The sequence below is a fragment of the Rhodoferax aquaticus genome (genome assembly GCF_006974105.1).
GTDB classification, from domain to species: Bacteria; Pseudomonadota; Gammaproteobacteria; order Burkholderiales; family Burkholderiaceae_C; genus Allorhodoferax; species Allorhodoferax aquaticus_A.
The window spans coordinates 2,293,092-2,317,826 of sequence record NZ_CP036282.1 but is presented as its reverse complement, the minus strand read 5'-3'; the positions used below and the strand labels follow the sequence as shown (position 1 = coordinate 2,317,826).

Genomic DNA, 24,735 nt, shown 5'->3' with positions numbered 1-24,735 from the left:
AAAGAGGAGCAATCAAACCCACAGGGCACGCATGGCCGCAAGGTAGTGGTCGGCTGTATCCGTGCTCTGGTTGACAGCCAGCTTGCCCGCCACATAGACCGCGGCAGGACGTGTATCCGGGCTGGAGAATAGGGTTGCGTCAAGCACGTAGTCAACCGGTACCCCTAGCAAGCTTGGCGCATGGCTGTCCAAGACCTGAAAGTCAGCGCGCTGCCCCAGCGCGATGCCAGCCAAAGCTTGCCCGCTGGCCCCAGTTCCACCGCCTAACGCCGCGTCGAACAATGCGCCAGCCGTGCTGAGGCAGTCCGCAGGTGCCGCTTGGGCCGCCACATTGCGCTTGCGTTGGGTGAGGCGCTGAGAGTATTCCAACAGCCGCAACTCTTCGCTCCAACTGCGCGTGACATGGCTGTCAGACCCTATGGACCAGGTGCCTTGGGCCTGTGTGTAACCCAGGTAGTCAAACACACCGTCGCCCAAGTTGGCCTCGGTGCTGGGGCAAATCACAATGCTTGCACCACTGGCTGCCACGCCCTGCAACTCCGCTTGCGTGGTGTGGGTGGCATGCACCAAGTTCCAACGGCTGTTGAGTGCGTGGTGGTTTAGCAGCCATTCAATGGGGCGCTGGCCCGTATGGGCCAGGCAGTCTTGCACTTCTTGGGTTTGCTCGGCAATGTGAATGTGCACAGGCAAGGCCTCTTGGGCGGCATGGGCTGCCACTTCTTGAATGGCATCAGGGCTGGCTGCACGCAGGGAGTGCAGCGCTACCCCCACGTTCACCAGCGGCATCTCTTGCGTATGCACTTGCAGGTCTTGCACCAAACGCAACAAGCTGTCAGGCGTGGAGGCAAAGCGGCGTTGGTCCGCCCGCAAACCCTGCGCGCCAAAGCCAGAGCGCATGTACAAGGTGGGCAACAAGGTCAGCCCCAAGCCCACCTTTTGGGCCGCCCGCACCAAGGCCAAAGACATATCCAAAGGCTGTGCGATGGCACTGGCGTCCACTGGGTTGTGCAGGTAATGGAACTCGCAGACCTGGGTGTAGCCTGCGGCCAGCAACTCGGTGTACAGCTGGGTGGCAATGTGCTCTAGCTGCGTGGGGCTGATGCGCAAGGCGGCCGAGTACATGCGGTCGCGCCAGCTCCAAAAGTCGTCACTGGCGTGCGCGGCACCGGTGCTTTTGCGCTCGGTGAGCCCCGCAATCGCGCGTTGAAACGCATGGCTGTGGGCGTTGACCACACCGGGCAACACCGGCCCAGGCAACACGGTTGCGCCCTGCTCTGCCTGCGCGTTGGGCGTAATCTCGCACCAATGGCCTTGCGCATCGACACGCAGCAGCACCTGTTGGGCCCACGCGCCACCCACCCAGGCTTGTGGCGCATAAAAAGTGTGAACAGCTGCGGTCTGAGGCGTTGAATCAAGCGGCATACAAAGCTCCACAAGCGGCCATGGCGGCACCCAGCATGGCGTGCAGCTGCGGTTGAATGCACGCAGCCAGCGTTGCGTCATAGCCAAACGGCGCGTGCTCTTGCATATAGAGGTTTTGGCACATCTCCAGTTGCACCGCGTGGATGTTTTCGCTGGGGCGGCCGTAGTTGCGGGTGATAAAGCCGCCTTTGAAGCGGCCATTGACCACATGGCTCACGCCACTGGCTCCTAGGCAAATGCGCTCTACCGCAGCCGTGATGCTGGCATGGGCGCTGGCCCCACTGGCGGTGCCAATGTTGAGCGCAGGCAAAGTGCCCTCAAACAGCCAAGGAATGGCGGAGCGAATGCTGTGCGCGTCCCACAGCAACGCGTAGCCGTGCACGCTGCGCAGGCGCTCCAGCTCTTGTTGCAATGCGGCGTGGTAGGGCTGCCAGTACAGCGCTTTGCGGCGCTGCACTTCTTCAGCGCTAGGCTCACAGCCCGCTTGGTACAAGGCGTCACCGGTGAAGAAGCGTGTGGGGCATAGTTCGGTGTTCGATGCGCCGGGGTACATCGGGGTGTCATCGGGCGGGCGGTTCAGGTCGATCACGTAACGTGACACAACAGGCTGGATCACGCTCGCCCCCAAGGATGGGAGCGCGGCATACAGCTGGGCCAAATGCCAATCGGTGTCTTCAACTGCTAAGGCGCGGGGCACATAACTGGCCCGCAAGTCCGCAGGGATATGGGTGCCGATGTGCGGCATGCTGACCAAGAGCGGCGCGCTGCCGCAGTGCAGGGTAAAACTCATCGTGGCTCACCGTTGAAAATGGTTTGGATACAGGGGTTGGCACCCAGCGCATAGCTGAGTTGTGCGGGGCGTTGCACATCCCACAGCGCAAAGTCGGCGCGCATGCCGGGCGCTAGCACGCCACGGTCGCCCAAGCCCAAGGCGCGCGCGGCGTTACGGGTCACACCGGCCAATGCTTCTTCTGGCGTCAGTCTGAACAGCGTGCACGCCATGTTGAGCATCAGCAGCAAAGAGGTGCAGGGTGAACTGCCGGGGTTGCTGTCGGTAGAGATGGCAATCGGTACGCCCTTGTTGCGCAACAGGTCAATAGGCGGTAACTTGGTTTCACGCAGAAAGTAATAGGCTCCCGGCAGCAACACCGCCACCGTGCCCGCCTGTGCCATGGCCTGCGCACCGTCGGGTGAGAGCCATTCCAAATGGTCGCAACTCAGCGCGCCAAAACTCGCGGCCAAAGCTGCACCACCGCTGTCACTCAGCTGCTCGGCATGCAGCTTGACCGGCAAGCCCAGGGCGCGCGCTGCCTCAAACACACGCTGGGTTTGCGCGGGGGAGAAGGCAATGCGCTCGCAAAACGCGTCCACCGCGTCAACCAGCCCTTGGGCGTACAGCTGAACCAACATACGCAGCACCGCGTCGATATAGGCATCCGACTGCCCTGCAAACTCGGGCGGCAAGGCGTGGGCCCCCAAGAAAGTGGTGCGCACGGCCACCGCCTGGGTGTGGCCCAAGCGCCGCGCTACCTCCAGGCATTTGGCCTCTTGGCTCAGCTCTAGCCCATAGCCCGACTTAATTTCCACGGTGGTGACGCCCTCTTGCATCAGGCGCAACAGCCGCTTTTCGCTCTGTGCCAGCAGCTCAGCGCTGGTGGCCGCGCGGGTGGCACGCACCGTAGAGGCTATGCCGCCACCTTGGCGGGCAATGTCTTCATAGCTCGCGCCATTGAGCCGCAGTTCAAACTCGTGGGCCCGGTCACCGCCGTACACCAAGTGCGTGTGGCAATCGATCAGCCCGGGGGTGATCAGGGCACCGCCCGCGTCATGCTGTTGCACGCATTGGGCACGCAGCGTGTCGGGCAGCGCGGCGCGCGTGCCCACCCAATGCACCGTAGCGCCCTGCACCACCAGTGCGGCATCCTCTATCCAGCCATAGGGCTGGCTCGCAAGCGGCCCGTCGGCCTGCATGGTGGCTACGGAACAGTGTTCCCACAGTTGCAGAGTCATACCGCAATCTCCATCCACAAAGCGCTGGCCGCTTCAAGGTGTACTTCAGCTTGGGCGGGCACAGAGCGCCAAGCGAGCCACCCGGCGTCCAAATTCACGCTTTCATTGCTAAAAGTGGCCTTTGCGCCCGTATCTATTGCGTAGACAGCTACAGTTTTGGGAGCATCCAGTTCTACACACACGGTACCCATGAACTTGCGCATGGTGCCGCTGGCCTGGTCTTTGCGCAGCATGAGGTTGAAGTCTTGGGTTGGCCCGTCCATCAGGCTGCATTCCACCGGGGTAGCACCGTCAAAGCTAAACGCGCCACTGTCCATAGTGAGCACCTGGTGCTGCGTTTGCAGCGGCGCGCGTGGGTGCTTAGCCACTTGCAGCTGCAACTCTACGCCGGCCCCGCTGAGCACCGCAAACCAGCGCTGCACGCCGTCAAAGCGAGAAAAAGGCCCACCCTGCGTGACCTCCGCCACTGACATGCGCCACACCCAGTCTTGGGCGTTGGGCCAGGCGACCAACTCACGCGTGGTGCCACCGCCATTGCGCCAGGGGCTGGGGGCCACTTCGGCCAAATTGACACATTGCCACGTCATACCTGTAACTCTCCACTAAAGCTATACAACATTCCGGGGTACACCAAGCGCGCCAAGCTGGCCACATGGATGCCACTGACCGTGCGCCGCGTCATCACCAAGCACGGGGCGCTAGGGGCAATGCCCAAAAGAGCCGCCTCTTCGGGGCGCGGCAAGGCGGCCTCAATGGTGTAACTGGCTTCGGTGAGCGGCGCGTGCGCCAGCAGGTAGTGCGACGGTGTGGTGGCTTGGAAATCCAGGTCCATGTAGTCCGGCGCCGAGGCGGGGTTCACATAGCGGTCCTCCACCTGAATGGCCACGCCGTTCTCAAAGTGCACCAAAACTGAATGAAACACTTGGGCACCGGCCTTAAGACGCAGCGCCTCGGCCACCCGCGCATCGGCCACGGTGGTGATCAATTGCACCACGCGCGTGCTGTGCACATGGCCCCGCGCTTGCACCTCTTCATGGATGTCGCGAATGTCTAGCGTGGTCGAGATGCGGTGCAGCTCAGCCACCACCGTGCCCGAGCCTTGCACGCGAGTGACCAGCCCTTCGGCGGCCAACTCCCGCAAGGCCCGGTTCACGGTCATGCGGCTGATGCCAAACTGCTGCTGCAGCGCAGCCTCGCTGGGCACAGCATCGCCAGGTCGCCAAGCGCCTACGCTGATTTGCACTTTGATAAAGGTCTTCACCCGCTCAAACGCGGGCATCTTGGAGGAAGGCATATCAGGTCTTCAGGTCGCCGTGTTCAAGTTTCTGGAAATGCGGGCGGCACTGACCACCAGCATTTGGATTAATTGCGGCTGCTTGCCTTGGGCGCGCACCGTAGGCGCCATGAGGGTCAAAGCCCCCAAGGCGCGCTTGCCGCTGGTGAGCACCGGCGCGCTGACACCCCAGACGCCCGCGTCTACCTCGCCGTGGCTCACGACATAGCCTGCCTTGCGAATGTTGCCTAGCTCCGCTTGCAGTGCTGGCAAGCCCGGGTCATCCGTCGCAAAGTTGGCATCCAAGGCCGCTTGCAGCGCTGCAGCAGGCAGGTGCGCCAGGAGGCATTTGGAAGACGCCCCTTTTTGCAAGGGCACGCTGCGGCCTTTTTCAAACGAGCAACGCAGCGATTGGGTGCTGTCCACCATGTCAATGCACACGGCCTGCCCATTCACAGCCACCACCAAGCCCACGCTCTCTTGGGACTGCTGGGCCATCGCCACCATTTCGGCGCGGGCGTGCTGGACAAGGTGAGACGCCATGTCAAAGCCCAGAGCCAGCTGCAAGCTCAAGGGGCCAGGCGCATAACGTCCGTCCACCTCCAGCACAAAACCCCAGCGCTTGAGGCTTGCCAACTGGCGGTACAGCGTGCTTTGGCTCAAGGCGGTGGTAGCAATCAGTTCGGCCGCCGTCATGGCACGTCCTTGCGTTGCAAGCGTTGCCAATACCACCAGCGCGCGGTCCACCGCCGATACCGCTGTTGCGGTCGGGAGTTTGGGGGGCGTGTTGTTTTGCGGCATGGGGAAGGTGCTAAGGCAAGGTAGGCGCAAGTATCAAGCGTGCACACGCAAGCGTAAACCCGTCATTATCAACAGATGGGAATAGGCTTGGATTATTTGAATCACGGCAAGCTGGAGATTAGTCCACAACAAATCCTTCCAAACCTTGTTTTCCCCAATGAAAACGTGCCTTTCCGCTTAACACCGTTCACTTCAGAGTGGCGGATAAGTTTAGGGTTTTCCCTTATAAAACCAAGTTGTATAGACAACTAGACTGCCACCCATCCCATCACAAACCAAGGTGTGTAGACCATGACCAACCCAACGCACAGTCCTTTCGCCAATGCCCAGCCGCGCACCGTGCGCGCGCCGCGTGGCAGCCAATTGCATTGCGCCAACTGGCAAATCGAAGCGGCTTACCGCATGCTCCAAAACAACCTCGACCCCGAGGTAGCCGAGAACCCAGACGCCTTGGTGGTGTACGGTGGTATCGGCAAAGCAGCGCGCAACTGGCCTTGCTTCGACGGTATCTTGGACGCACTCACCAAGCTCAAAGCCGACGAAACCCTGCTCGTGCAATCCGGCAAACCTGTGGGCGTGTTTCGCACCCACACCGATGCCCCCCGCGTGCTCTTGGCCAACTCCAACCTCGTGCCCAAGTGGGCCACCTGGGACCACTTCAACCAACTGGACCGCGCAGGCCTCATGATGTACGGCCAGATGACCGCTGGCAGCTGGATCTACATTGGCTCGCAAGGCATCGTGCAAGGCACCTATGAGACTTTTGTGGAAGCAGGCCGCCAGCACTTTGGCGGCAGCTTGGCCGGGCGTTGGGTACTCACCGCTGGCCTTGGCGGCATGGGTGGTGCGCAGCCCTTGGCAGCGACCTTTGCCGGAGCCTGCTCGCTCAACATCGAATGCCAGCAAAGCAGCATCGACTTCCGCTTGCGCACCCGTTATGTAGACGAGCAAGCGACCGACTTGGATGACGCGCTAGCCCGCATTGCCAAATACACCGCAGAGAAAAAAGCCGTGTCCATCGCCCTGTGTGGCAACGCCGCTGACATCGTGCCCGAGTTGGTGCGCCGTGCCAAAGCGGGTGGCATACGCCCCGACATCGTGACCGACCAAACCTCGGCGCATGACATCATCAACGGCTATTTGCCATCGGGTTGGACTGTGGCGCAATGGAAAGCCGCACAACAAGACCCTAGCCAGCACGCCGCACTCACCCAAGCGGCGGGCGAATCCTGTGCCAAGCATGTGCAAGCCATGTTGGACTTTCACGCCATGGGCATTCCCACGGTGGACTATGGCAACAACCTGCGCCAAGTGGCCAAAGACTATGGCGTGGCCAACGCGTTTGACTACCCAGGCTTTGTGCCCGCGTATGTGCGCCCCCTGTTCTGCAAAGGCGTGGGCCCCTTCCGCTGGGTGGCGCTCAGCGGCGACCCCGAGGACATTCGCAAGACCGACGCCAAGATGAAAGAGCTGTTCCCCCACAACGCGCACCTGCACCGCTGGTTGGACATGGCCCAAGAGCGCATTGCTTTCCAAGGCCTGCCCGCGCGCATTTGCTGGATAGGCCTGGGCGAGCGCCATCTGGCGGGCCTGGCCTTCAATGAGATGGTGAAGAACGGCGAACTCAAAGGCCCTATCGTCATTGGCCGCGACCATTTGGACAGCGGCTCAGTCGCCTCCCCCAACCGCGAAACCGAAGCCATGCAAGACGGCAGCGATGCCGTGAGTGACTGGCCCTTGCTCAACGCCTTGCTCAATACGGCGAGCGGCGCGACCTGGGTCAGCTTGCACCACGGTGGTGGTGTGGGCATGGGCTACTCGCAGCACTCAGGCGTGGTCATTGTGGCGGACGGCACACCCGAAGCTGCCAAGCGCTTAGAACGCGTGCTGTGGAACGACCCCGGCACCGGTGTAATGCGCCATGCCGATGCGGGCTACGAGATTGCAGAAACCTGCGCCAAACAACACGGCATGAACATGCCCATGAAAGCCTAAGCCCTATGAAACCCACACTCACTCTTAACCCCGGCAAGCTCACGCTGGAGCAGCTGCAATCCATCCATAACGGTGAAGTGCTGCTGGCACTGCCAGAAGCCAGCCGCGCCGTGATTCGCGCCAGCCAACAAATCGTGCAAAACGCTGCCGATGGCGACGCGCCGGTCTATGGCGTGAACACCGGCTTTGGCAAGCTGGCCAACCAACGCATTAGCAAAGAGCAGTTGGCCACCCTGCAACTCAACCTCATTCGCTCCCACAGCGTGGGCGTAGGTGCGCCTTTGTCTCCCGAGATCATGCGCATCATGGTGGCCATCAAAGCGGCCAGCTTGGCGCGCGGCCACTCCGGTGTGCGCGAAGTGGTGATCGACACACTGCTGGCTGTGTTCAACGCGGGCTTGGTGCCCTATGTGCCTTCACAAGGCTCGGTGGGTGCATCCGGCGACTTGGCGCCCTTGGCCCACATGACGCTTGCCATCATGGGTGAAGGCGACATGCTGGAAGACGGCAAGCGCGTCCCCGCTTTGCAGGCCTTGCAAAAAGCGGGCATCTCCCCGCTGCAACTGGGCCCCAAAGAAGGTTTGGCACTGATCAACGGCACGCAAACCTCCACCGCATTGGCGCTGCATGCGCTCTTCAGCTTTGAGCCTGTGCTGGAAGCAGCGCTGGTCATTGGCGCTCTCACCATCGACGCCGCACGCGGCAGCGACGGGCCGTTTGACCCACGCATCCACATGCTGCGCGGCCAACCTGGCCAGATTGATGTGGCGCAGTACTACCGTGAGTTGCTCAAAGGCAGCGCCATACGCAAGTCCCACGAAGAAGGCGACGACCGCGTGCAAGACCCCTACTGCCTGCGCTGCCAACCCCAAGTGGTGGGCGCCTGCTTGGACCAGGTGCGCCACGGGGCACTGGTGCTGGTGCGCGAAGCCAACGCGGTCACCGACAACCCACTGGTCTTCCCTGAAGACGGCGCCATGCTCTCGGGTGGTAACTTCCATGCAGAGCCCGTTGCTTTGGCAGCCGATGGCATGGCCTTGGCCATTGCTGAAGTGGGTGCCATTGCCGAGCGGCGCGTCGCCATGTTGATTGACAGCAGCGTGTCCCGCCTGCCCCCCTTCTTGACCGCAGACGCTGGGCTGAACAGCGGCTTCATGATTGCGCACGTTACCGCTGCAGCATTGGCCTCTGAAAACAAATCGCTGGCCCACCCCGCCAGCGTAGACAGCCTGCCCACCAGCGCCAACCAAGAAGACCATGTGTCAATGGCCACCTTTGCGGCGCGCCGCCTGCAAGCCATGATCAGCAACACCGCCAACATCTTGGGCATTGAGCTGCTGGCAGCAGCCCAAGGCATCGAGTTTCTGCGCCCGCTCAAGAGCTCTGGAGCCTTGGAAGAAGTCTTGGCACTGTTGCGCAAAGACATTCCCGCCATGCACCAAGACCGCTACTTGGCGCCTGACATGGAGCACGCTACCAACCTAGTGCGAAGCGGTGCCTTAACGAAAATCCTGCGCACTTTGCCAGCCCTGCCGCAACTGTGGGTGCCCGTCTAACGGCCCGTTTGCTGCCGCCAGCCAATGGCGGCATCGCATCTCGCAAGACAAACAAAAAGGCCTCAGCATGCTGAGGCCTTTTTCATGGCGACTGGCGTGCACGCAATGGCTCAATCGTCGTCATCCGCGCCAATGCCGGGAAACAAGATTTCGGTATAGCCAAACTTGGTGAAGTCGCGCACACGCATGGGGTACAACTTGCCCCACAAGTGGTCGCACTCGTGTTGCACCACGCGGGCATGGAAGCCTTCTACTGTGCGGTCTATGGGGTCGCCATACTGGTCAAACCCGGTATAGCGAATCTTGGCCCAGCGCGGCACCTCGCCCCGCAATCCGGGCACCGACAGGCACCCTTCCCAATCCAGCTCTTCCGCATCGCCTAAGGGTGTGATTACGGGGTTGATCAACACAGTGGGTGGCACCACAGGCCGGTCGGGGTAACGCGGGTTGCGGTCGTTGGAGCCAAAAATCACCAGCTGCAAATCTACCCCAATCTGCGGCGCCGCCAAGCCCGCACCGTTGGCCGCACGCATGGTGTCTAGCATGTCCGTGATCAACAGATGCAGTGCATCCGTATCAAAGGCCGTGACCGGCAAGGCTTGCCGCAGCAAGCGCGGGTCACCCATTTTCAGTATTTCTTTAACTGCCATTGAGTAACTCCAACAGTCCAGCCTCGTCCAGCACCGCCACGCCCAACTCCTGCGCTTTATCCAGCTTGCTGCCTGCCTCAGTGCCAGCCACCACGTAGCTGGTTTTCTTGCTCACAGATCCGCTGACTTTGCCACCTGCGGCTTCGATCAGGTCTTTGGCGGCGTCACGGCCTAGCGTGGGCAAGGTGCCAGTGAGCACCAAGGTCTTGCCCGCCAAGGGTTTGGGGCCAGTTGATGCTGGGGTGCCTTCAGGCCAGGTCACGCCACAGGCGCGCAATTGCTCCACCACCTCGCGGTTGTGGGCTTGGGCGAAGAAGGTGTGAATACTGGCCGCGACGATGGGCCCCACGTCGCTTACCTCTAGCAAGGTCTCAAGCGAAGCGTCCATGATCGCGTCCAGCGTGCCGAAGTGACGCGCCAACTCTTTGGCCGTAGATTCACCCACATGGCGAATACCCAGACCAAACAAAAAGCGCGGCAAAGTGGTTTGCTTGGACTTTTCCAGGGCGTCCACGATGTTTTGGGCTGATTTGTCCGCCATGCGCTCTAGGCTTGCCAAGGCACTGAGGCCTAAGCGGTACAGGTCTGGCAGGGTGTGGATGACACCGGCGTCCACAAGCTGCTCCACCAGTTTGTCGCCCAAGCCTTCCACCTCTACCGCACGGCGCTGTGCGAAATGCAAGATCGCTTGCTTGCGCTGCGCGCTGCAAAACAAACCGCCGGTGCAGCGGTAGTCTGCCTCGCCCTCTTCGCGCACGGCTGCGGATTGGCACACGGGGCAAATGTGCGGCATGGTGAACTGCGCGGCCCCGTCTGGGCGCTTGTCTAGCAGCACAGACACCACCTCAGGAATTACATCGCCTGCGCGGCGCACAACCACGGTGTCACCCACTCGTACGTCTTTGCGGCGGGCCTCGTCTTCGTTATGCAGCGTGGCATTGGTCACCGTCACACCGCCCACAAACACAGGGGCTAGCTTGGCAACCGGTGTGAGCTTGCCAGTGCGCCCAACCTGCACGTCAATCGCCAAGACCGTGGTTAGCTGCTCTTGGGCTGGGTATTTGTGGGCCACCGCCCAGCGGGGCTCACGGCTCACAAAGCCTAAGCGCAGTTGCAAGGCAATGCTGTTGACCTTGTAGACCACGCCGTCAATGTCGAACGGTAGTTGGTCGCGCAGCGCACCTATGCGTCCGTGGTACGCTACCAATTCAGTAGCGCCTTGCGCAATATCCACCTGCGCCGCCACCGGAAAACCCCACTTTTTAAGGGTTTGCAGCAATTCCATATGGGTCGCGAACAAGGCGCCTGCAGCTTGGGGCGTAATCTCGCCCACGCCATAGGCAAAAAAGCTCAGGGGGCGCTGCGCGGCGATGTTGGGGTCTAACTGGCGCACCGCACCAGCGGCAGCGTTGCGCGGGTTCACAAAGGTCTTTTCGCCCTTCTCACCGGCGGCAATGCGTTGGCGCTGCCGCTCATTGAGGGCCTCAAAGTCGTCGCGGCGCATATACACCTCACCACGCACTTCCAGTACTTGGGGCACGCCCTCTGGCAGGCGCAACGGTATTTGACCGATGGTGCGGATGTTTTGGGTCACGTCTTCGCCAAACTCGCCGTCGCCTCGGGTGGCTGCTTGCACCAAAACACCCGCTTCGTAGCGCAGGCTCATGGCCAAGCCATCGAACTTGAGCTCGGTGACGTATTCGACCGCTGGCGCGGTGTCAGTCAACTCCAGCTCTCGGCGAATGCGGGCGTCAAAGGCCTCGGCGCCCGTAGACTCGGTATCGGTCTCGGTGCGAATGCTGAGCATGGGCACAGCATGGCGCACGCTGGCGAAGGCGTCCAAGGGTTTGCCGCCCACCCGTTGCGTGGGTGAGTCAGGCGTCAACCACTGGGGATGCTTGGCTTCTAAGGCCTGCAGCTCGCGAAAAAGGCGGTCGTATTCCGCGTCAGGTAGCTCTGGCGCGTCCAGCACGTAATACAGGTGCGCATGGTGGTGTAACTGCTCCCGCAAGTCTTGCATGCGCGCCTGATCGTCTGCCAGCGGCGCGGCAGAAAACAAATCCAAACTGTCCATAGCCTTTGGGGTGAATCAGGAGAACAAACGTCGCGCCAAAGGCGAACCAGCCGCCAAGTCACGCTGCTCCAAGGTGTCGTAGAGGCCTTCTAACTCGCTGCCAATCACATCCATGGTGGCGGGCACCAGGGCTTGGCCGTTGTCATCGGTGACCACGCCGTCCATGGCTTGGGCCAAGCCCATGGCTGCTTCACGCATACGCACAAACGCACGTTCCGCGCGGTCGACCTGAGCGACGTCCAAGTGCAAGGCCACCTCACGAATGGCGGTTTGGGTGGGATCGTCTGCCAGGGCCGCCTGGGAGTCAAACGTCAAAACCAATACAGGTGGCAAACCGTCTGTGCTGGCGGGCATCACCATGCGCCCGGGAATGGCTCCGGCGACAAAGCCCAGACGGGCGGCATTTTGCTGCAAGTAGCCAGGACTCCATGACGCATTGCGAGCCCGAATGGTAAAGCCCAGCTGGGCATCGTGGGCACCCGCAAACAGGTCTAGCTCGCGCGCACGGGCCACCTCTTCCATCATCTCTGGAAACTCTGGCGTTGCATTGATGGCATCGGCAAACGCCTGGGTTTTGACCACAAACTCAGAGTACTCAATTTCATTGAGTGCGCCTGAGCGGTTAGCCAACTGCACCCCCGCCTGAAAGCCACCATAGCGTTGGCCCGCTACCGGTGTCTCCCACACTTGCAAGGCCAAGTTATAGCCCTCAATCGCAAAGGGCTTGCTACCTGCGCGGCGGGTGCTAGGCATGGCAGCCAAAGCCGCATCTCCCGACACCGCCGTGTTGGGAGGGTCCAAGGCAATCGTGGCAATCACATCGATCAGTGAGTCCATCACTGGGCGGCGCGCTACGACCGGCAGCGGGAAGCGCTCAGCATCAAACGTGGAGCTCACCAAAATAGGCTCGGTACCTTCGCCAGCATAGGCCGAACCTGCGTTGGTGTCAGGTTGGGCTTGGCGAGGGGCATTCTTGCGCGATGTCCACGCACTGTGCGCCACTACGCCTGCGAGCAAAACGCCGCCGGCTATTGCCAATCCAATTTGCAAATTACTCATGTTGTTTTACGCTAGTTCCGCCAGCTTCACTGCTGACTCCATATCCACCGCCACAATGCGGGAGACACCTTGCTCTTGCATCGTCACTCCTATCAATTGTTCCGCCATTTCCATGGCAATTTTGTTGTGACTGATAAATAGAAACTGGGTTTCTTTGCTCATGCTGGCCACCAACTTGGCATAGCGCTCCGTGTTAGCGTCGTCCAAGGGCGCATCCACTTCGTCCAGCAAGCAAAAGGGTGCCGGGTTCAGTTGAAAAATTGCAAACACCAAGGCAATGGCCGTCAGTGCTTTTTCACCACCGGACAGCAAGTGGATGGTTTGATTCTTCTTGCCGGGCGGCTGTGCAATGACCTGTACACCAGAATCCAAAATCTCATCGCCTGTGATGACCAAGCGCGCGTTGCCACCACCAAACAACTCGGGGAACATTTTGCCGAAGTGCGTGTTGACCTGGTTAAACGTACCGGAGAGCATCTCGCGGGTTTCTGCGTCGATCTTGCGGATAGCGTCTTCTAGGGTGTTGATGGCCGAGGTCAAGTCCAGGTTTTGGGCATCCAAAAACTGCTTGCGCTCACGGGCTGCGGTGAGCTCATCGAGCGCCGCGAGATTCACCGCACCCAGGGCGGCAATGTCACGATGAATGCGGTCAATCTCACTTTGCAGGCCCAACAATCGCACATTGCCGTCTTGAATGCTCTTTTCCAGAGCCGCCATGTCAGCTTGGGCATCCACCAATTGAGACTCAAACTGCTCAAAACCCAGACGCGCCGCCTGCTCTTTGAGCTGGAACTCGGTGATGCGCTGGCGCAATGGGTCGAGCTCACGTTCCAACTGCATACGCCGCTCGTCACTGGAACGCAGCTTGGCCGTCAGGTCGTCGTATTCGCTGCGCCTTGCGCCCAAGGCCTTCTCTCGCTCTAGCTTGAGCGCCAGAGCATTCTGCAGTCCTGCTTGGGCAGCGGCATCCGTCAAACGCGTCATTTCGTCTTTGGCGCGCTGTTGCTCCGCCAAGATGGAGCTGGTCTGCTGGTCTGCCGTTTCAATCGCGCGCGACAACTCGGCGTTGCGGGCTTGCAAGCTGCGCTGGGCAAAAGTAGCTTCTTGCGCCTGGCGTTCCAAACTACGCTGTTGCTCTCTGCATTGGCCCAGCACGCGCTGGGCATCGATCACGCGCTCTTCCAACTGGGCGTGACGCTCTTGGCTGTCGGCCAACTGCATGTCAAGCTCTTCAAACCGCCCTTCTGCCGTTACGCGACGTTCTTGCAGTTCGTCCAGCTGCGCCTCAACCTCGGCCATGTCAGATTCCAGCTGGGCACTGCGGGCGCGGGTTTGCTCCGCCAGTTGCGTCAAGCGAAGGGTCTCCACTTGCAAGCTGTGGCTGCGGGTTTGCGCCTCAGCGGCCTCGCGGCGCACCAGAACCAAGCGCTGTGCGCTCTCCGCATAGGCAGACTCACACCGCGCTAAGGCGAGCCGCGCTTCGTCGGCAATGAGTGTTTGGGCGCGCAGCTCTTTCTCTAAGTTTTCGATCTCTTGCGCACGGGCCAACAAACCAGCTTGCTCAGAATCTTGGGCATAAAAGCTCACACTGTGGCGAGTCACCACGTGGCCAGACTTGACGAACAAACTGCTGCCCGCATGCAGCTGGTCTCGCTGTGCCAGCGCATCCTCGAAACTAGCGGCGGTGAAACACCCCTGCAACCAGTCCACCAATACGCCGCGCAAACCCGCGTCATTCACCCGTAACAGGTCAGACAAGCGAGGAAAGGCGGCCGCGGTGTCAGGCGCGCTAGCCAAAGGTGGGCTAAAGAATGACAGCTTGGCGGGCGGGGCGTTATGGGCGAAGCCTTTGACCATTTCTAGGCGCGACACCTCTAGGGCGCCCAAGCGCTCCCGCAACGCGCCTTCTAGCGCATTTTCCCAGCCTGGCTCAATGTGGATACGACTCCACAGGCCCTGCAAGCCATCTAAGCCGTGCTTAGCCAACCATGGCTGTAACTTGCCATCTGTCTTCACCTTGTCTTGCAAGGTCTTTAGCGCCTCCATACGGGCCGACAAATCCGCCTTGCGGGAGGACTCTGCGTTAACCAGCTGCTGCTGGGCGCTCCTGGCTTCGTCCAATTGTGGCACCGCGTCTTGCAAATCTTGCAAGCGCGCATGCGCCACCTCGCTGGCCTCTTGCGCTTCTTCCAGCTGCTCTTGCAGAGTGCGCAGGCGCGCCTCATCAGGGGCCGATAAGGCGTTGCGGTCCACGCCGAGGCGCTCGCGCCGCGTGCTGAACTGCCGAGACTGCTCCTCAATACTGCGTTGTTCCGCAGCCAGAACCTGTATTTGCTGCTGGACTTGGGTCACGCTACCGCGCTGTTCATTCGCGGTGCGCTGCGCTAGCGTCAATGCGTCTTCTAAGTCAGGTACCAATTGGGCCTGCTCTTCCACTTGCGCCGCCAACAACTCGGTTTGCTCTTCACCCACCATGGCCAATTCAGCCAGCCGCTCTAGCTCAGCGGCAGCATCTTCTTTGCGCGCGGCCCATTGGCCAATTTGTTCCGCTAGCGTGTGCATGCGCTGCTCCACGCGCTGACGCCCTTCCACCACGAACCGAATCTCTGCCTCTAAGCGGCCCACATCGGTGCTGGCCTCGTACAGCAGACCTTGCGCTTGATTGACTTGGTCACCCGCGCTGTAGTGCGCTTGACGCACAGCCTCTAGGTCCGCCTCGATGCTGCGAAGGTCTGCGGTGCGACTTTCCAGAGCAATGACAGCACTTTGGGCATCAGCCTGCACCTTGGACTGATCGGCCAAGGCCTCTGCGCGCTTCAAGAACCATAGCTGATGCTGCTTAAGCGTAACGCTGGCTTGCAAAGTGTTGTACTTTTGGGCTACTTCAGCCTGCTTCTCAAGTTTTTCCAGATTGGCATTGAGCTCGCGCAGGATGTCTTCCACGCGGGTCAAGTTCTCGCGGGTGTCGTGCAGCCGGTTCTCTGTTTCGCGCCGTCGTTCTTTGTATTTAGAGACACCTGCGGCCTCCTCCAAGAACAAGCGCAGCTCTTCCGGCTTGGATTCAATAATGCGGCTGATCGTGCCTTGGCCAATGATGGCGTAGGCCCTCGGCCCCAAACCCGTGCCCAAAAACACGTCCTGCACATCGCGCCGACGTACAGGTTGGTTGTTTAAAAAATAGCTGGAGGTCCCGTCTCGGGTCAACACCCGGCGTACCGCAATTTCACCAAACTGGTTCCACTGGCCACCCGCGCGATGGTCGGCATTGTCAAAGACGAGTTCTACGCTGGAGCGGCTTGCAGCCTTTCGCGTGGTGGACCCATTGAAGATCACGTCTTGCATGGACTCGCCACGGAGCTCGCTGGCGCGACTCTCCCCCAAGACCCAACGCACGGCATCCATGATGTTGGACTTTCCGCATCCGTTGGGCCCCACCACACCAATCAGTTGCCCAGGCAATAGAAAGTTGGTGGGCTCCGCGAATGACTTGAAGCCAGATAACTTAATGGAATTGAGGCGCACAGACGTTAAACGCTAGAACTAAGCAGATGATTCAATGGGTAATGGACCGCGCAAACACGCGGGCTTGGTCTACCAATGATACCGTGCTAGCCTCGCTTCTCTGGCTCTGGAGACCGCTGCACTTAGAGTGCGTGACTAAGTTCGCAGCGCCTGTTCTATCTTTGCGGCGAGCGAGTTCAGCATAGGTGGCTTCACCAAATAGCCAGATACGCCCAATGGCAGGGCTTCACCTACGGTGGCAACGCTGGAATCGGCGCTTAAAAATATCACCTTGGTATTGCTCAGCTGATTGTTAGGCAAGCCTCTGAGCTGACGGACAAATTCAATGCCTCCGACAGGTTGCATGTGCACATCGGTCAAAACTAGATCGGGTTTGAGCTTGATAACTTCGCGCAAGGCCTCAGCGCCATCCTCAAAGGCATACAGATCAAGAATGCCCAAGCGGCGAAGGCTATTCAAAATAAAGGTGCGCATGATGCTTTCATCATCCACTACCACTATGCGTGCAGACTTGATATCCATTGCTTTATTACCCCATGTAGTGGTCAATATCGGACTGCAGCTTCTCTAGATCGTTGCGCAAAACCGCGTACAAAGGCGTGACATCTTCGGCGCTGGCGGTCTTGCTGAAGGTTTCAACGCGCGTCACGTGGTCACACAAAGCGTCTATACAAAAAATGGGGATAAAGCCCTTCAGGGCGTGCAGCAAGCGATTGGCTGACTTCACATTGCCTTCAGCCAAAAGCGCAGCAATTTTGGGAACATCGCGCTCCAAGGAGTCTTGCAGCATGTCGAGCATCTCATGCAAGGCGGCAACATCACCGACTTGGTCCAACGCGCGCTCTACATCCAGAAAAGTAAAACCTTGCCCATTCTGGGAAGTTGTCGACATTGAATGCTCCTATAGATTGGGTGCGGGGCGATGTTCAATCGTTTGCGGAATTAGTTTACCCCCCACTCAAGGATAATGCCATCTATGAACCCGAATTTAGCTCTTTTGCAGGCTTATCCGTTTGAACGCCTGCGCCAGTTGTTTGCGTCCGTCACCCCCAATCCAGCGTATGCGCCCATTAGCTTGGGTATTGGTGAGCCGCGCCACGCAGCACCACTGTTGGTAAAACAGGCCTACTGCGATGCCATCATGGGTCCGCAAGGTGCCTTGTCAGTTTACCCAGCCACGGGTGGAGACCTCAGCCTCAGAACCGCCATTGCGCAATGGCTCAAGCGCCGCTACGGCCTAGAAGTGGATGTGGCAACACAGGTCTTGCCTATCAATGGATCGCGTGAGGCCTTGTTTGCCTTTGCCCAAACCATTGTCAATGCTGCGCCGGGCAGCCAAGGCTTGGAGGCCCCTTGGATCGTTTGCCCCAATCCTTTCTACCAAATTTACGAAGGTGCAGCACTGCTCTCCGGTGCCAAGCCTTACTTCGTGCCCTCTGACCCCGGTCGAAACTTTGCACAAGACTGGGACAGTGTGCCAGCCGCGGTTTGGCAAAACACCCAATTGCTCTTTGTTTGCTCGCCTGGCAATCCTGCGGGTGCAGTGATGCCACTTGAAGAATGGAAGAAGCTGTTCGACTTAAGTGACCAATACGGATTCGTGATCGCTTCCGATGAGTGCTATAGCGAGATTTACTTCCGTGACGAGCCTCCTTTGGGTGGTCTAGAGGCGGCGGCCAAGTTGGGGCGCGCAGACTTCAAAAACCTCATCTCTTTCACCAGCCTGTCCAAGCGCAGCAATGTTCCCGGCATGCGCAGCGGTTTTTGCGCCGGAGACGCGGCCTTGATCAAACAGTTTTTGCTGTATCGCACTTACCACGGTAGCGCGATGAGCCCAGTGATTCAGGCTGCCAGCGCCGCTGCGTGGGCGGATGAAGCCCATGTCGTTGACAACCGGGCCCAATACCGCGATAAATTTGCCAGAGTCACCCCGATGTTGGCCCAAGTCATGGATGTGGCTTTGCCAGATGCCGGCTTTTACTTGTGGGCCAAAGTAAAAGGCAGCGAGGTTGAATTCGCGCGTGACCTGTACGCTAATTACAATGTCACTGTGTTGCCCGGAAGCTACCTCGCCAGAGAAGCGCAAGGCCACAATCCCGGCGCACACCGAATTCGCATGGCCTTGGTGGCAGAAACCGCAGAATGTGTGGAAGCCGCCCAACGCATCGTCCAGTTTGTCCAATCCCGTAAAACCTGAAGAAGCCAGCATCTCATGAGCCAACAACTGCAATCCGTTATCGAAGCCGCGTGGGAAGACCGCGCCAACATCTCCGTCGCGTCCAGCTCAGCTGAAGTGCGCGATGCCGTAGAGCACGTACTCAATGAACTCGATGCAGGTCGCCTGCGTGTGGCCACCCGTGAAGGCGTGGGCCAATGGACCACCCACCAATGGATCAAAAAAGCGGTGCTGTTGAGCTTCCGATTGAAAGACAACGAAGTAATTCAGTCCGGCGACCTCGGCTTTTACGACAAAGTGCCCACCAAGTTTGCGGGTATGAGCGCTGAGGCGCTCAAAGCCACGGGTGTGCGCGTGGTGCCACCTGCGGTTGCTCGCCGTGGTAGCTTCCAAGGCAAGGGCGTGATCTTGATGCCTTCTTACTGCAACATCGGCTCCTATGTGGACGAAGGCACCATGGTCGACACCTGGGCCACCGTGGGCTCGTGCGCGCAGATTGGCAAGCACGTGCACTTGTCTGGCGGTGTGGGCATTGGCGGCGTGTTGGAGCCTATGCAAGCGGGCCCTACCATCATCGAAGACAACTGCTTTGTGGGCGCACGCTCTGAAGTGGTCGAGGGCGTGATCGTCGAAGAAAACTCGGTGATTTCTATGGGCGTCTACATTGGCCAAAGCACCCCAATTTATGACCGTTCAACCGACACGGTGAGCTACGGCCGCATTCCCGCTGGCTCCGTGGTGGTCAGTGGCAGCCTGCCCAAGGGCGACGGCAAGTACAGCATGTACGCCGCCATCATCGTCAAAAAGGTGGACGCCAAGACCCGTTCGACCACCAGCTTGAACGATTTGCTGCGCGACTAAGGCGCAACTTCGCTACATAAAAGCCCACACCGAACCATGGCCACACCCACTGTATCTGGAACGATGGAGCGGATCTTGCGCTTGATGAGTGAAAAGCGCGCCTCTGACGTCTATTTGTCAGCACACGCCGCCGCACTCATCAAAATCAATGGACAGTGTGTGCCTATCAACAACCAGTCGCTCCCGGCCGACGCGCCAAGGAACTTGCTGGCTGAGATACTCCCTCCCGAGCGTATTGAGCAACTAGAGCGCGAAGGCGAGCTCAACATGGGCATAGGCTTGGCGGGTGTGGGCCGGTTTCGTGTGAGTGCCATGCGCCAGCGTGGCAGCATCGCTGCGGTGATTCGCTACATCTCTGTGGATGTGCCGTCACTGCAAGGATTGTCGCTCCCCAGCATTTTGGGTGACCTCATCATGGAAAAGCGTGGGCTTATTCTGATGGTGGGCGCAACCGGAGCTGGCAAGAGCACCACCTTGGCCTCCATGATTGACCACCGCAATGAGACGGTGTCAGGCCACATTCTCACTATTGAAGATCCGGTGGAATTTTTGTTCAGAAACAAGAAATCCATCATCAACCAGCGTGAAGTTGGCACCGATACGGAAACCCTTCAGATTGCGCTAAAAAATGCACTGCGGCAAGCCCCTGACGTCATCATGATCGGGGAGATTCGTGACCGGGACACTATGTCTTCGGCGCTTGCCTATGCACAGTCGGGGCATTTGTGTTTGGCCACCCTCCACGCCAACAACAGCTACCAAGCGCTCAACCGGATTTTGAGCTTTTTCCCGGTCGAAGTGCGGCCAACCATGCTGGGTGATTTGGCAGCCGCGTTGAAAGCCGTTGTGTCGCAGCGTCTGTTGCGCACCACCAGTGGTTCACGCATCCCAGCTGCCGAAATCCTGTTAAATACCCAGCTCATTGCAGAATTGATTGAAAAAGGTGACTTTTTTGGCGTCAAGGAAGCCATCGAAAAATCGATGGCGGAAGGCTCCCAGTCATTTGAATACGACATCGCGCGCCTCATATCTGAGGGCACCGTAGACCGCAAAGAAGGCTTGGCACATGCTGACTCGCCCACGAACCTGATGTGGCGTTTGCAGAACGACTTCACCAAGTCCAGCCAAGTGGCCGCCGCCCCCGAGGAGGAAGAAGGCGCCTCCTTCACAGAAATTACGTTAGACGTTACCCATTGATGCAGCACACCTTACGCCTCACAGAACAACTGATTGCGCACCCATCCACGACCCCCGACGACGCGGGTTGTCAGGATCTCATTGCCCAGCGCCTGGCGCCTTTAGGGTTTGTCTGTGAAACGATCACTAGCGGCCCCGCACACGCTTCTGTCACTAATTTATGGGCAAAACGGGCTATACCGCACGTAGATATTGCGCATACAGCTACCAATTCAATAGCAATCGCGGCACAAGCCAAAACCTTTGTGTTTGCCGGCCACACCGACGTGGTGCCCACGGGCCCCTTAGAGGCTTGGGCTAGCGATCCCTTTGTCCCCACACACCGCGACGGAAAACTCTATGGCCGTGGCGCCAGCGACATGAAGGCATCGCTTGCTGCGTTTGTCGTCGCTATTGAAGAGTTTTTGGCCGTCTCGCCCGAGCCACAGTTCAACATCGCCCTGTTGTTGACCAGTGACGAAGAAGGCCCTGCGACCGATGGCACGGTGGTCGTGTGCCAAGCGCTACGCGCACGTGGTGAGACCATTGACTACTGTGTGGTGGGCGAACCCACATCCGTGACGCGCACGGGCGACATGATCAAGAACGGCCGGCGCGGCAGCCTCAGCGGCAAGCTCACGGTCAAAGGCTTGCAAGGCCACATTGCCTACCCCCAGTTGGCCAAAAACCCCATCCACCTGGCAGCACCGGCCTTGGCCGATTTGGTGGCGATTGAGTGGGACCAAGGCAACGCCTTCTTCCCCCCTACCAGCTGGCAAATCAGCAACATCCATAGCGGCACGGGTGCCACCAACGTGATTCCTGGCCACATGGTGGTGGACTTCAACTTCAGGTTCTCCACAGAATCCAACCCTGAGGGCTTGAAGCAAGGCGTCACCGCCATCTTGGACAAGCATGGCTTGGCCTATGACATTGCCTGGACATTGGGCGGCTTGCCCTTTCTGACCACACCGGGCCCCTTGGTTGGCGCGGTGCAAGCCGCCATCTTGGCAGAAACAGGGCTAAACACCCAGCTTTCCACCACTGGGGGTACCAGTGATGCACGCTTCATTGCGCAAATCTGCCCGCAGGTCATTGAACTTGGCCCCCCCAACGCCACCATCCACCAAATCGACGAGCACATTGCCGTCGCCGATATAGAACCCTTGAAAAACATCTACCGCCGCCTTCTTGAAAACATCAACGCGCTCGAACAGGCTGCACGCGCATGACGCTGATTGAACAAATCCAACAGGCTGAGCAGCAATTGCTCACGGCTGGCGTGTCCTTCGGGCACGGCACCTCCAATGCACTGGATGAAGCCTGTTGGCTGGTCTTGTGGCGCTTGGGCCTGCCGCTTGATACGCCTTTAGACGGCGACGATTCCAAGGAAAATATGCCACTTGCGCCCGCAGACATTGCGCAGGTTGCTACACTTTTGGAAGCGCGCATTAAAACGCGTAAACCTGCGGCCTATCTCACCAACGAAGCTTGGCTGCAAGGCGTTCCGTTCTATGTAGACGAACGCGTCATCGTTCCGCGCTCTTTGATTGCCGAGCTATTAGTCGACGGCTCATTGGACTACTGGCTCAGTGCATCAACCCACCACGTGCTGGATCTGTGCACTGGTAACGGTAGCTTGGCCGTAATTGCGGCACAGGTGTACCCCGATGTGCAGGTCACTGGCGCAGACTTATCGACTGACGCCTTGGCTGTCGCCCGCATCAACGTAGACAAACACGCGCTGCAAGGTCGTGTGCGTTTGTTGGAGTCAGATGGCTTGAGTGGCCCTGGCCTTGCAGACAACGGTCCGTTTGACCTGATTTTGTGCAACCCACCCTACGTCAACGCCCAAAGCATGGCGGCCTTGCCTGCTGAGTACAAAGCCGAGCCTGTGATGGCGCTAGATGGGAACATGGCGGGTGGCAGCGACGGCATGGACTTTATCCGGACCCTTTTGAAAGACGCCCCTAGGCACATGGCGCCTGGTGCGGTATTGGTCTTGGAAATTGGCAATGAATGCCTCAACTTTGAAGCCGCATTTCCTGAATTGGAAGTGATTTGGCTGGAAACCAGCGCTGGCGACGACCAGGTCTTGCTCCTAACGCGCGACGCGCTCACACAATGATTACTCTGAAAAATGTCACCTTGCGCCGCAGTGCCAAGGTGCTGCTCGACGGCGCGTCCGTCACACTCAATCCCGGTGAAAAAGTAGGTTTGGTAGGCCGTAACGGCGCTGGCAAGTCTTCGCTCTTTGCCTTGCTCAACGGCAACTTGCATGAGGACGCTGGCGAGTTTTTTATCCCAAGCCAATGGCGCATGGGACAGGTCGCCCAAGACATGCCAGAAACCGACCAAAGCGCCACCGATTTTGTGGTGGACGGTGACACGCCTCTTTTGGCTGCACGCCTCGAAGTAGAAGCCGCAGAGGCAACGGACGACTATGAACGCATGGCCAACGCCTACATGGCGCTCCAAGACGCTGGAGCCCATGATGCGCCAGCCCGCGCACAAGCGCTGATTTTGGGTCTAGGGTTTCGGACCACCGAGTTAGACAACCCGGTGAACAGCTTCTCTGGCGGCTGGCGCATGCGCTTGCAACTGGCGCGCGCGCTGATGTGCCCATCTGACTTACTCCTGCTCGATGAGCCCACCAACCATTTGGACTTGGACGCCTTGGTTTGGCTAGAGGCCTGGCTCAAAAAGTATGAAGGCACCATGGTCGTGATCAGCCATGACCGGGAGTTTTTGGACTCTGTGACCAACGTGACCCTACATATCGACTCCGCCAAGCTCGTGCGTTACGGTGGCAACTACAGCAAGTTTGAGGACATGCGTGCGGAGCAAATGGAGCTGCAGCAAAGCGCATTTGCCAAGCAACAAGACAAGATTGCCCACTTGCAAAAGTTCATTGCACGCTTTAAGGCCCAGGCCAGCAAAGCCAAGCAAGCGCAAAGCCGTGTCAAAGCCTTGGACCGCATGGAAAAGATTGCGCCCCTGCTGTCAGAAGCCGACTTTACGTTTGAGTTCAAAGAGCCCGCCAACTTGCCCAACCCCATGCTGTCTATGACAGACGTGAGCTTTGGTTACCCTGCGCCTGAAGGGTCTGCCGAAGGCACGCCACCCACCGTGATCGTGCACAACGTGAGCCGCTCCGTATTGGCTGGTCAGCGCATTGGCATCTTGGGTGCCAACGGGCAAGGTAAGTCCACCTTGGTCAAAACCGTGGCCCGCTCCTTGGCCGCCATTGGCGGAGAGATCACCGAAGGCCGTGGCTTGAACATCGGCTACTTTGCCCAGCAAGAGCTCGACGTTTTGCGCCCGGCGGATACACCGCTAGAGCACATGATTGCCTTAGTTAAAGAGTTGACCGCAGCGGGCAAGATTGCCGGCCAAGCCACACGTGAGCAAGACCTGCGCAGCTTCTTGGGCACCTTCAACTTCAGCGGCGACATGGTCAAGCAGTCCGTCGGCAGCATGAGTGGCGGGGAAAAAGCCCGCTTGGTGCTGTGCATGTTGGTATGGCAGCGCCCCAACCTCTTGCTGCTCGATGAGCCAACCAACCATTTGGACCTGGCCACCCGCGAGGCGCTGAGCATGGCCCTCAACGAGTTTGAGGGCACTGTTATGCTGGTCAGCCACGACCGTGCATTGCTGCGCGCAGTGTGTGACGAATTTTGGATGGTGTCGCGCGGCGGCGTTTCCCCCTTCGACGGTGATTTGGACGACTACCAACGCTACCTGCTGGATGAAGCCAAGCGACAGCGCGAACTCATTAAACAGTCACTGATTGACGCTGCTAAAGCCCGTGCCACTCCAGCAGCACCAGTACCCATCGTGGTCAAAGCAGGCAACCCAGCGAAGTCCAGCAAATTGACCAAAGAGCTGCAAACCGTGGAGGCGCGCATGGAAGCGCTGAACACAGAATGCAACGCGTTGGAAGTACGGCTAGGGAACAACCCGCCTACAGCAGAAATTGCCACCCTAGGCAAGCAGTTAGCGGCCGTCAATGAAGAGCTTAAAGCCCTTGAAGAGAAGTGGCTGGAGCTCACCAGCCAATTAGAAGGCTAAAGCCGTCCCTGTCTCACCATTGCAGCCATCGACACGCTGCAATGGTGACGCAGCCATCCATACGTCGCAAGAGGCGCAGCTCTTGCGAT

At 59.1% G+C, this 24,735-nt stretch carries 20 protein-coding genes; 8 read left to right on the top strand and 12 right to left on the bottom strand.

Annotated features, from left to right (window positions below; translation table 11 throughout):
* Positions 1-12: 12 nt before the first annotated feature.
* From EXZ61_RS10660 to EXZ61_RS10635, 6 genes are read right to left on the bottom strand one after another with little or no spacing between them, the layout of a single operon-like run.
* Positions 13-1,422: a formimidoylglutamate deiminase gene (locus EXZ61_RS10660; protein WP_142811644.1), complete on the bottom strand. Its 1,410-nt coding sequence runs from the start codon at positions 1,420-1,422 to the stop codon at positions 13-15.
* Positions 1,412-2,212: an N-formylglutamate deformylase gene (gene hutG / locus EXZ61_RS10655; RefSeq protein WP_142811642.1), complete on the bottom strand. Its 801-nt coding sequence runs from the start codon at positions 2,210-2,212 to the stop codon at positions 1,412-1,414. Before hutG ends, EXZ61_RS10660 begins: the two co-directional genes overlap by 11 nt.
* Positions 2,209-3,432 (bottom strand): imidazolonepropionase, encoded by a 1,224-nt coding sequence (gene hutI, locus EXZ61_RS10650; protein WP_142811640.1) that lies wholly within the window; start codon positions 3,430-3,432, stop codon positions 2,209-2,211. Before hutI ends, hutG begins: the two co-directional genes overlap by 4 nt.
* Positions 3,429-4,019: a HutD/Ves family protein gene (locus EXZ61_RS10645; protein WP_142811638.1), complete on the bottom strand. Its 591-nt coding sequence runs from the start codon at positions 4,017-4,019 to the stop codon at positions 3,429-3,431. The genes hutI and EXZ61_RS10645 overlap by 4 nt, the downstream gene beginning before the upstream one ends.
* Positions 4,016-4,726 (bottom strand): histidine utilization transcriptional repressor HutC, encoded by a 711-nt coding sequence (gene hutC, locus EXZ61_RS10640; RefSeq protein ID WP_142811636.1) that lies wholly within the window; start codon positions 4,724-4,726, stop codon positions 4,016-4,018. Before hutC ends, EXZ61_RS10645 begins: the two co-directional genes overlap by 4 nt.
* Before the next feature lie 9 nt (positions 4,727-4,735).
* Positions 4,736-5,506 (bottom strand): IclR family transcriptional regulator, encoded by a 771-nt coding sequence (locus tag EXZ61_RS10635; protein ID WP_142811634.1) that lies wholly within the window; start codon positions 5,504-5,506, stop codon positions 4,736-4,738.
* 291 nt (positions 5,507-5,797) lie between these two features.
* On the opposite strand from EXZ61_RS10635, the gene hutU reads away from it, so the two are divergent.
* On the top strand, positions 5,798-7,501 hold the full coding sequence (hutU, locus tag EXZ61_RS10630) for a urocanate hydratase (RefSeq protein WP_142811632.1): 1,704 nt from the start codon (positions 5,798-5,800) through the stop codon (positions 7,499-7,501).
* A 5-nt stretch (positions 7,502-7,506) separates the two neighbouring features.
* Positions 7,507-9,057, top strand: a complete 1,551-nt coding sequence (gene hutH / locus EXZ61_RS10625; RefSeq protein ID WP_142811630.1) for a histidine ammonia-lyase — start codon at positions 7,507-7,509, stop codon at positions 9,055-9,057.
* Between the two features lie 110 nt (positions 9,058-9,167).
* Here the strand turns inward: hutH and def are convergent, their stop codons facing one another.
* The 6 genes from def to EXZ61_RS10595 form a co-directional block, all read right to left on the bottom strand.
* Complete coding sequence (def, locus tag EXZ61_RS10620; RefSeq protein WP_142811628.1) at positions 9,168-9,707, bottom strand: peptide deformylase; 540 nt, start codon at positions 9,705-9,707, stop codon at positions 9,168-9,170.
* A complete protein-coding gene (gene ligA, locus EXZ61_RS10615) occupies positions 9,697-11,781 on the bottom strand; it encodes an NAD-dependent DNA ligase LigA (protein ID WP_142811626.1) in 2,085 nt (694 codons plus the stop codon). Before ligA ends, def begins: the two co-directional genes overlap by 11 nt.
* Before the next feature lie 15 nt (positions 11,782-11,796).
* Positions 11,797-12,840 (bottom strand): cell division protein ZipA C-terminal FtsZ-binding domain-containing protein, encoded by a 1,044-nt coding sequence (locus tag EXZ61_RS10610; RefSeq protein ID WP_142811624.1) that lies wholly within the window; start codon positions 12,838-12,840, stop codon positions 11,797-11,799.
* A 6-nt stretch (positions 12,841-12,846) separates the two neighbouring features.
* Positions 12,847-16,362 carry a chromosome segregation protein SMC gene (gene smc / locus EXZ61_RS10605; protein WP_142811621.1) on the bottom strand — a complete coding sequence of 1,172 codons (3,516 nt, stop codon included), beginning with the start codon at positions 16,360-16,362 and terminating at the stop codon, positions 12,847-12,849.
* Positions 16,363-16,497: 135 nt separating this feature from the next.
* Complete coding sequence (locus tag EXZ61_RS10600) at positions 16,498-16,884, bottom strand: response regulator (RefSeq protein WP_142811619.1); 387 nt, start codon at positions 16,882-16,884, stop codon at positions 16,498-16,500.
* A 7-nt stretch (positions 16,885-16,891) separates the two neighbouring features.
* Positions 16,892-17,254: an Hpt domain-containing protein gene (locus EXZ61_RS10595; protein WP_142811617.1), complete on the bottom strand. Its 363-nt coding sequence runs from the start codon at positions 17,252-17,254 to the stop codon at positions 16,892-16,894.
* 84 nt (positions 17,255-17,338) lie between these two features.
* On the opposite strand from EXZ61_RS10595, the gene dapC reads away from it, so the two are divergent.
* The 6 genes from dapC to EXZ61_RS10565 are packed head-to-tail and all read left to right on the top strand — an operon-like array spanning position 17,339 to position 24,646.
* On the top strand, positions 17,339-18,559 hold the full coding sequence (dapC, locus tag EXZ61_RS10590) for a succinyldiaminopimelate transaminase (protein ID WP_142811615.1): 1,221 nt from the start codon (positions 17,339-17,341) through the stop codon (positions 18,557-18,559).
* Positions 18,560-18,574: 15 nt separating this feature from the next.
* Positions 18,575-19,399, top strand: a complete 825-nt coding sequence (gene dapD, locus EXZ61_RS10585) for a 2,3,4,5-tetrahydropyridine-2,6-dicarboxylate N-succinyltransferase (protein WP_142811613.1) — start codon at positions 18,575-18,577, stop codon at positions 19,397-19,399.
* Positions 19,400-19,435: 36 nt separating this feature from the next.
* Complete coding sequence (locus EXZ61_RS10580) at positions 19,436-20,596, top strand: PilT/PilU family type 4a pilus ATPase (RefSeq protein ID WP_237219149.1); 1,161 nt, start codon at positions 19,436-19,438, stop codon at positions 20,594-20,596.
* Positions 20,596-21,807, top strand: a complete 1,212-nt coding sequence (dapE, locus tag EXZ61_RS10575; protein ID WP_142811612.1) for a succinyl-diaminopimelate desuccinylase — start codon at positions 20,596-20,598, stop codon at positions 21,805-21,807. The genes EXZ61_RS10580 and dapE overlap by 1 nt, the downstream gene beginning before the upstream one ends.
* Positions 21,804-22,703 carry a 50S ribosomal protein L3 N(5)-glutamine methyltransferase gene (gene prmB / locus EXZ61_RS10570; RefSeq protein ID WP_142811610.1) on the top strand — a complete coding sequence of 300 codons (900 nt, stop codon included), beginning with the start codon at positions 21,804-21,806 and terminating at the stop codon, positions 22,701-22,703. Before dapE ends, prmB begins: the two co-directional genes overlap by 4 nt.
* Positions 22,700-24,646 carry an ABC-F family ATP-binding cassette domain-containing protein gene (locus EXZ61_RS10565; protein WP_142811608.1) on the top strand — a complete coding sequence of 649 codons (1,947 nt, stop codon included), beginning with the start codon at positions 22,700-22,702 and terminating at the stop codon, positions 24,644-24,646. The genes prmB and EXZ61_RS10565 overlap by 4 nt, the downstream gene beginning before the upstream one ends.
* The last annotated feature ends 89 nt before the right edge of the window (positions 24,647-24,735 follow it).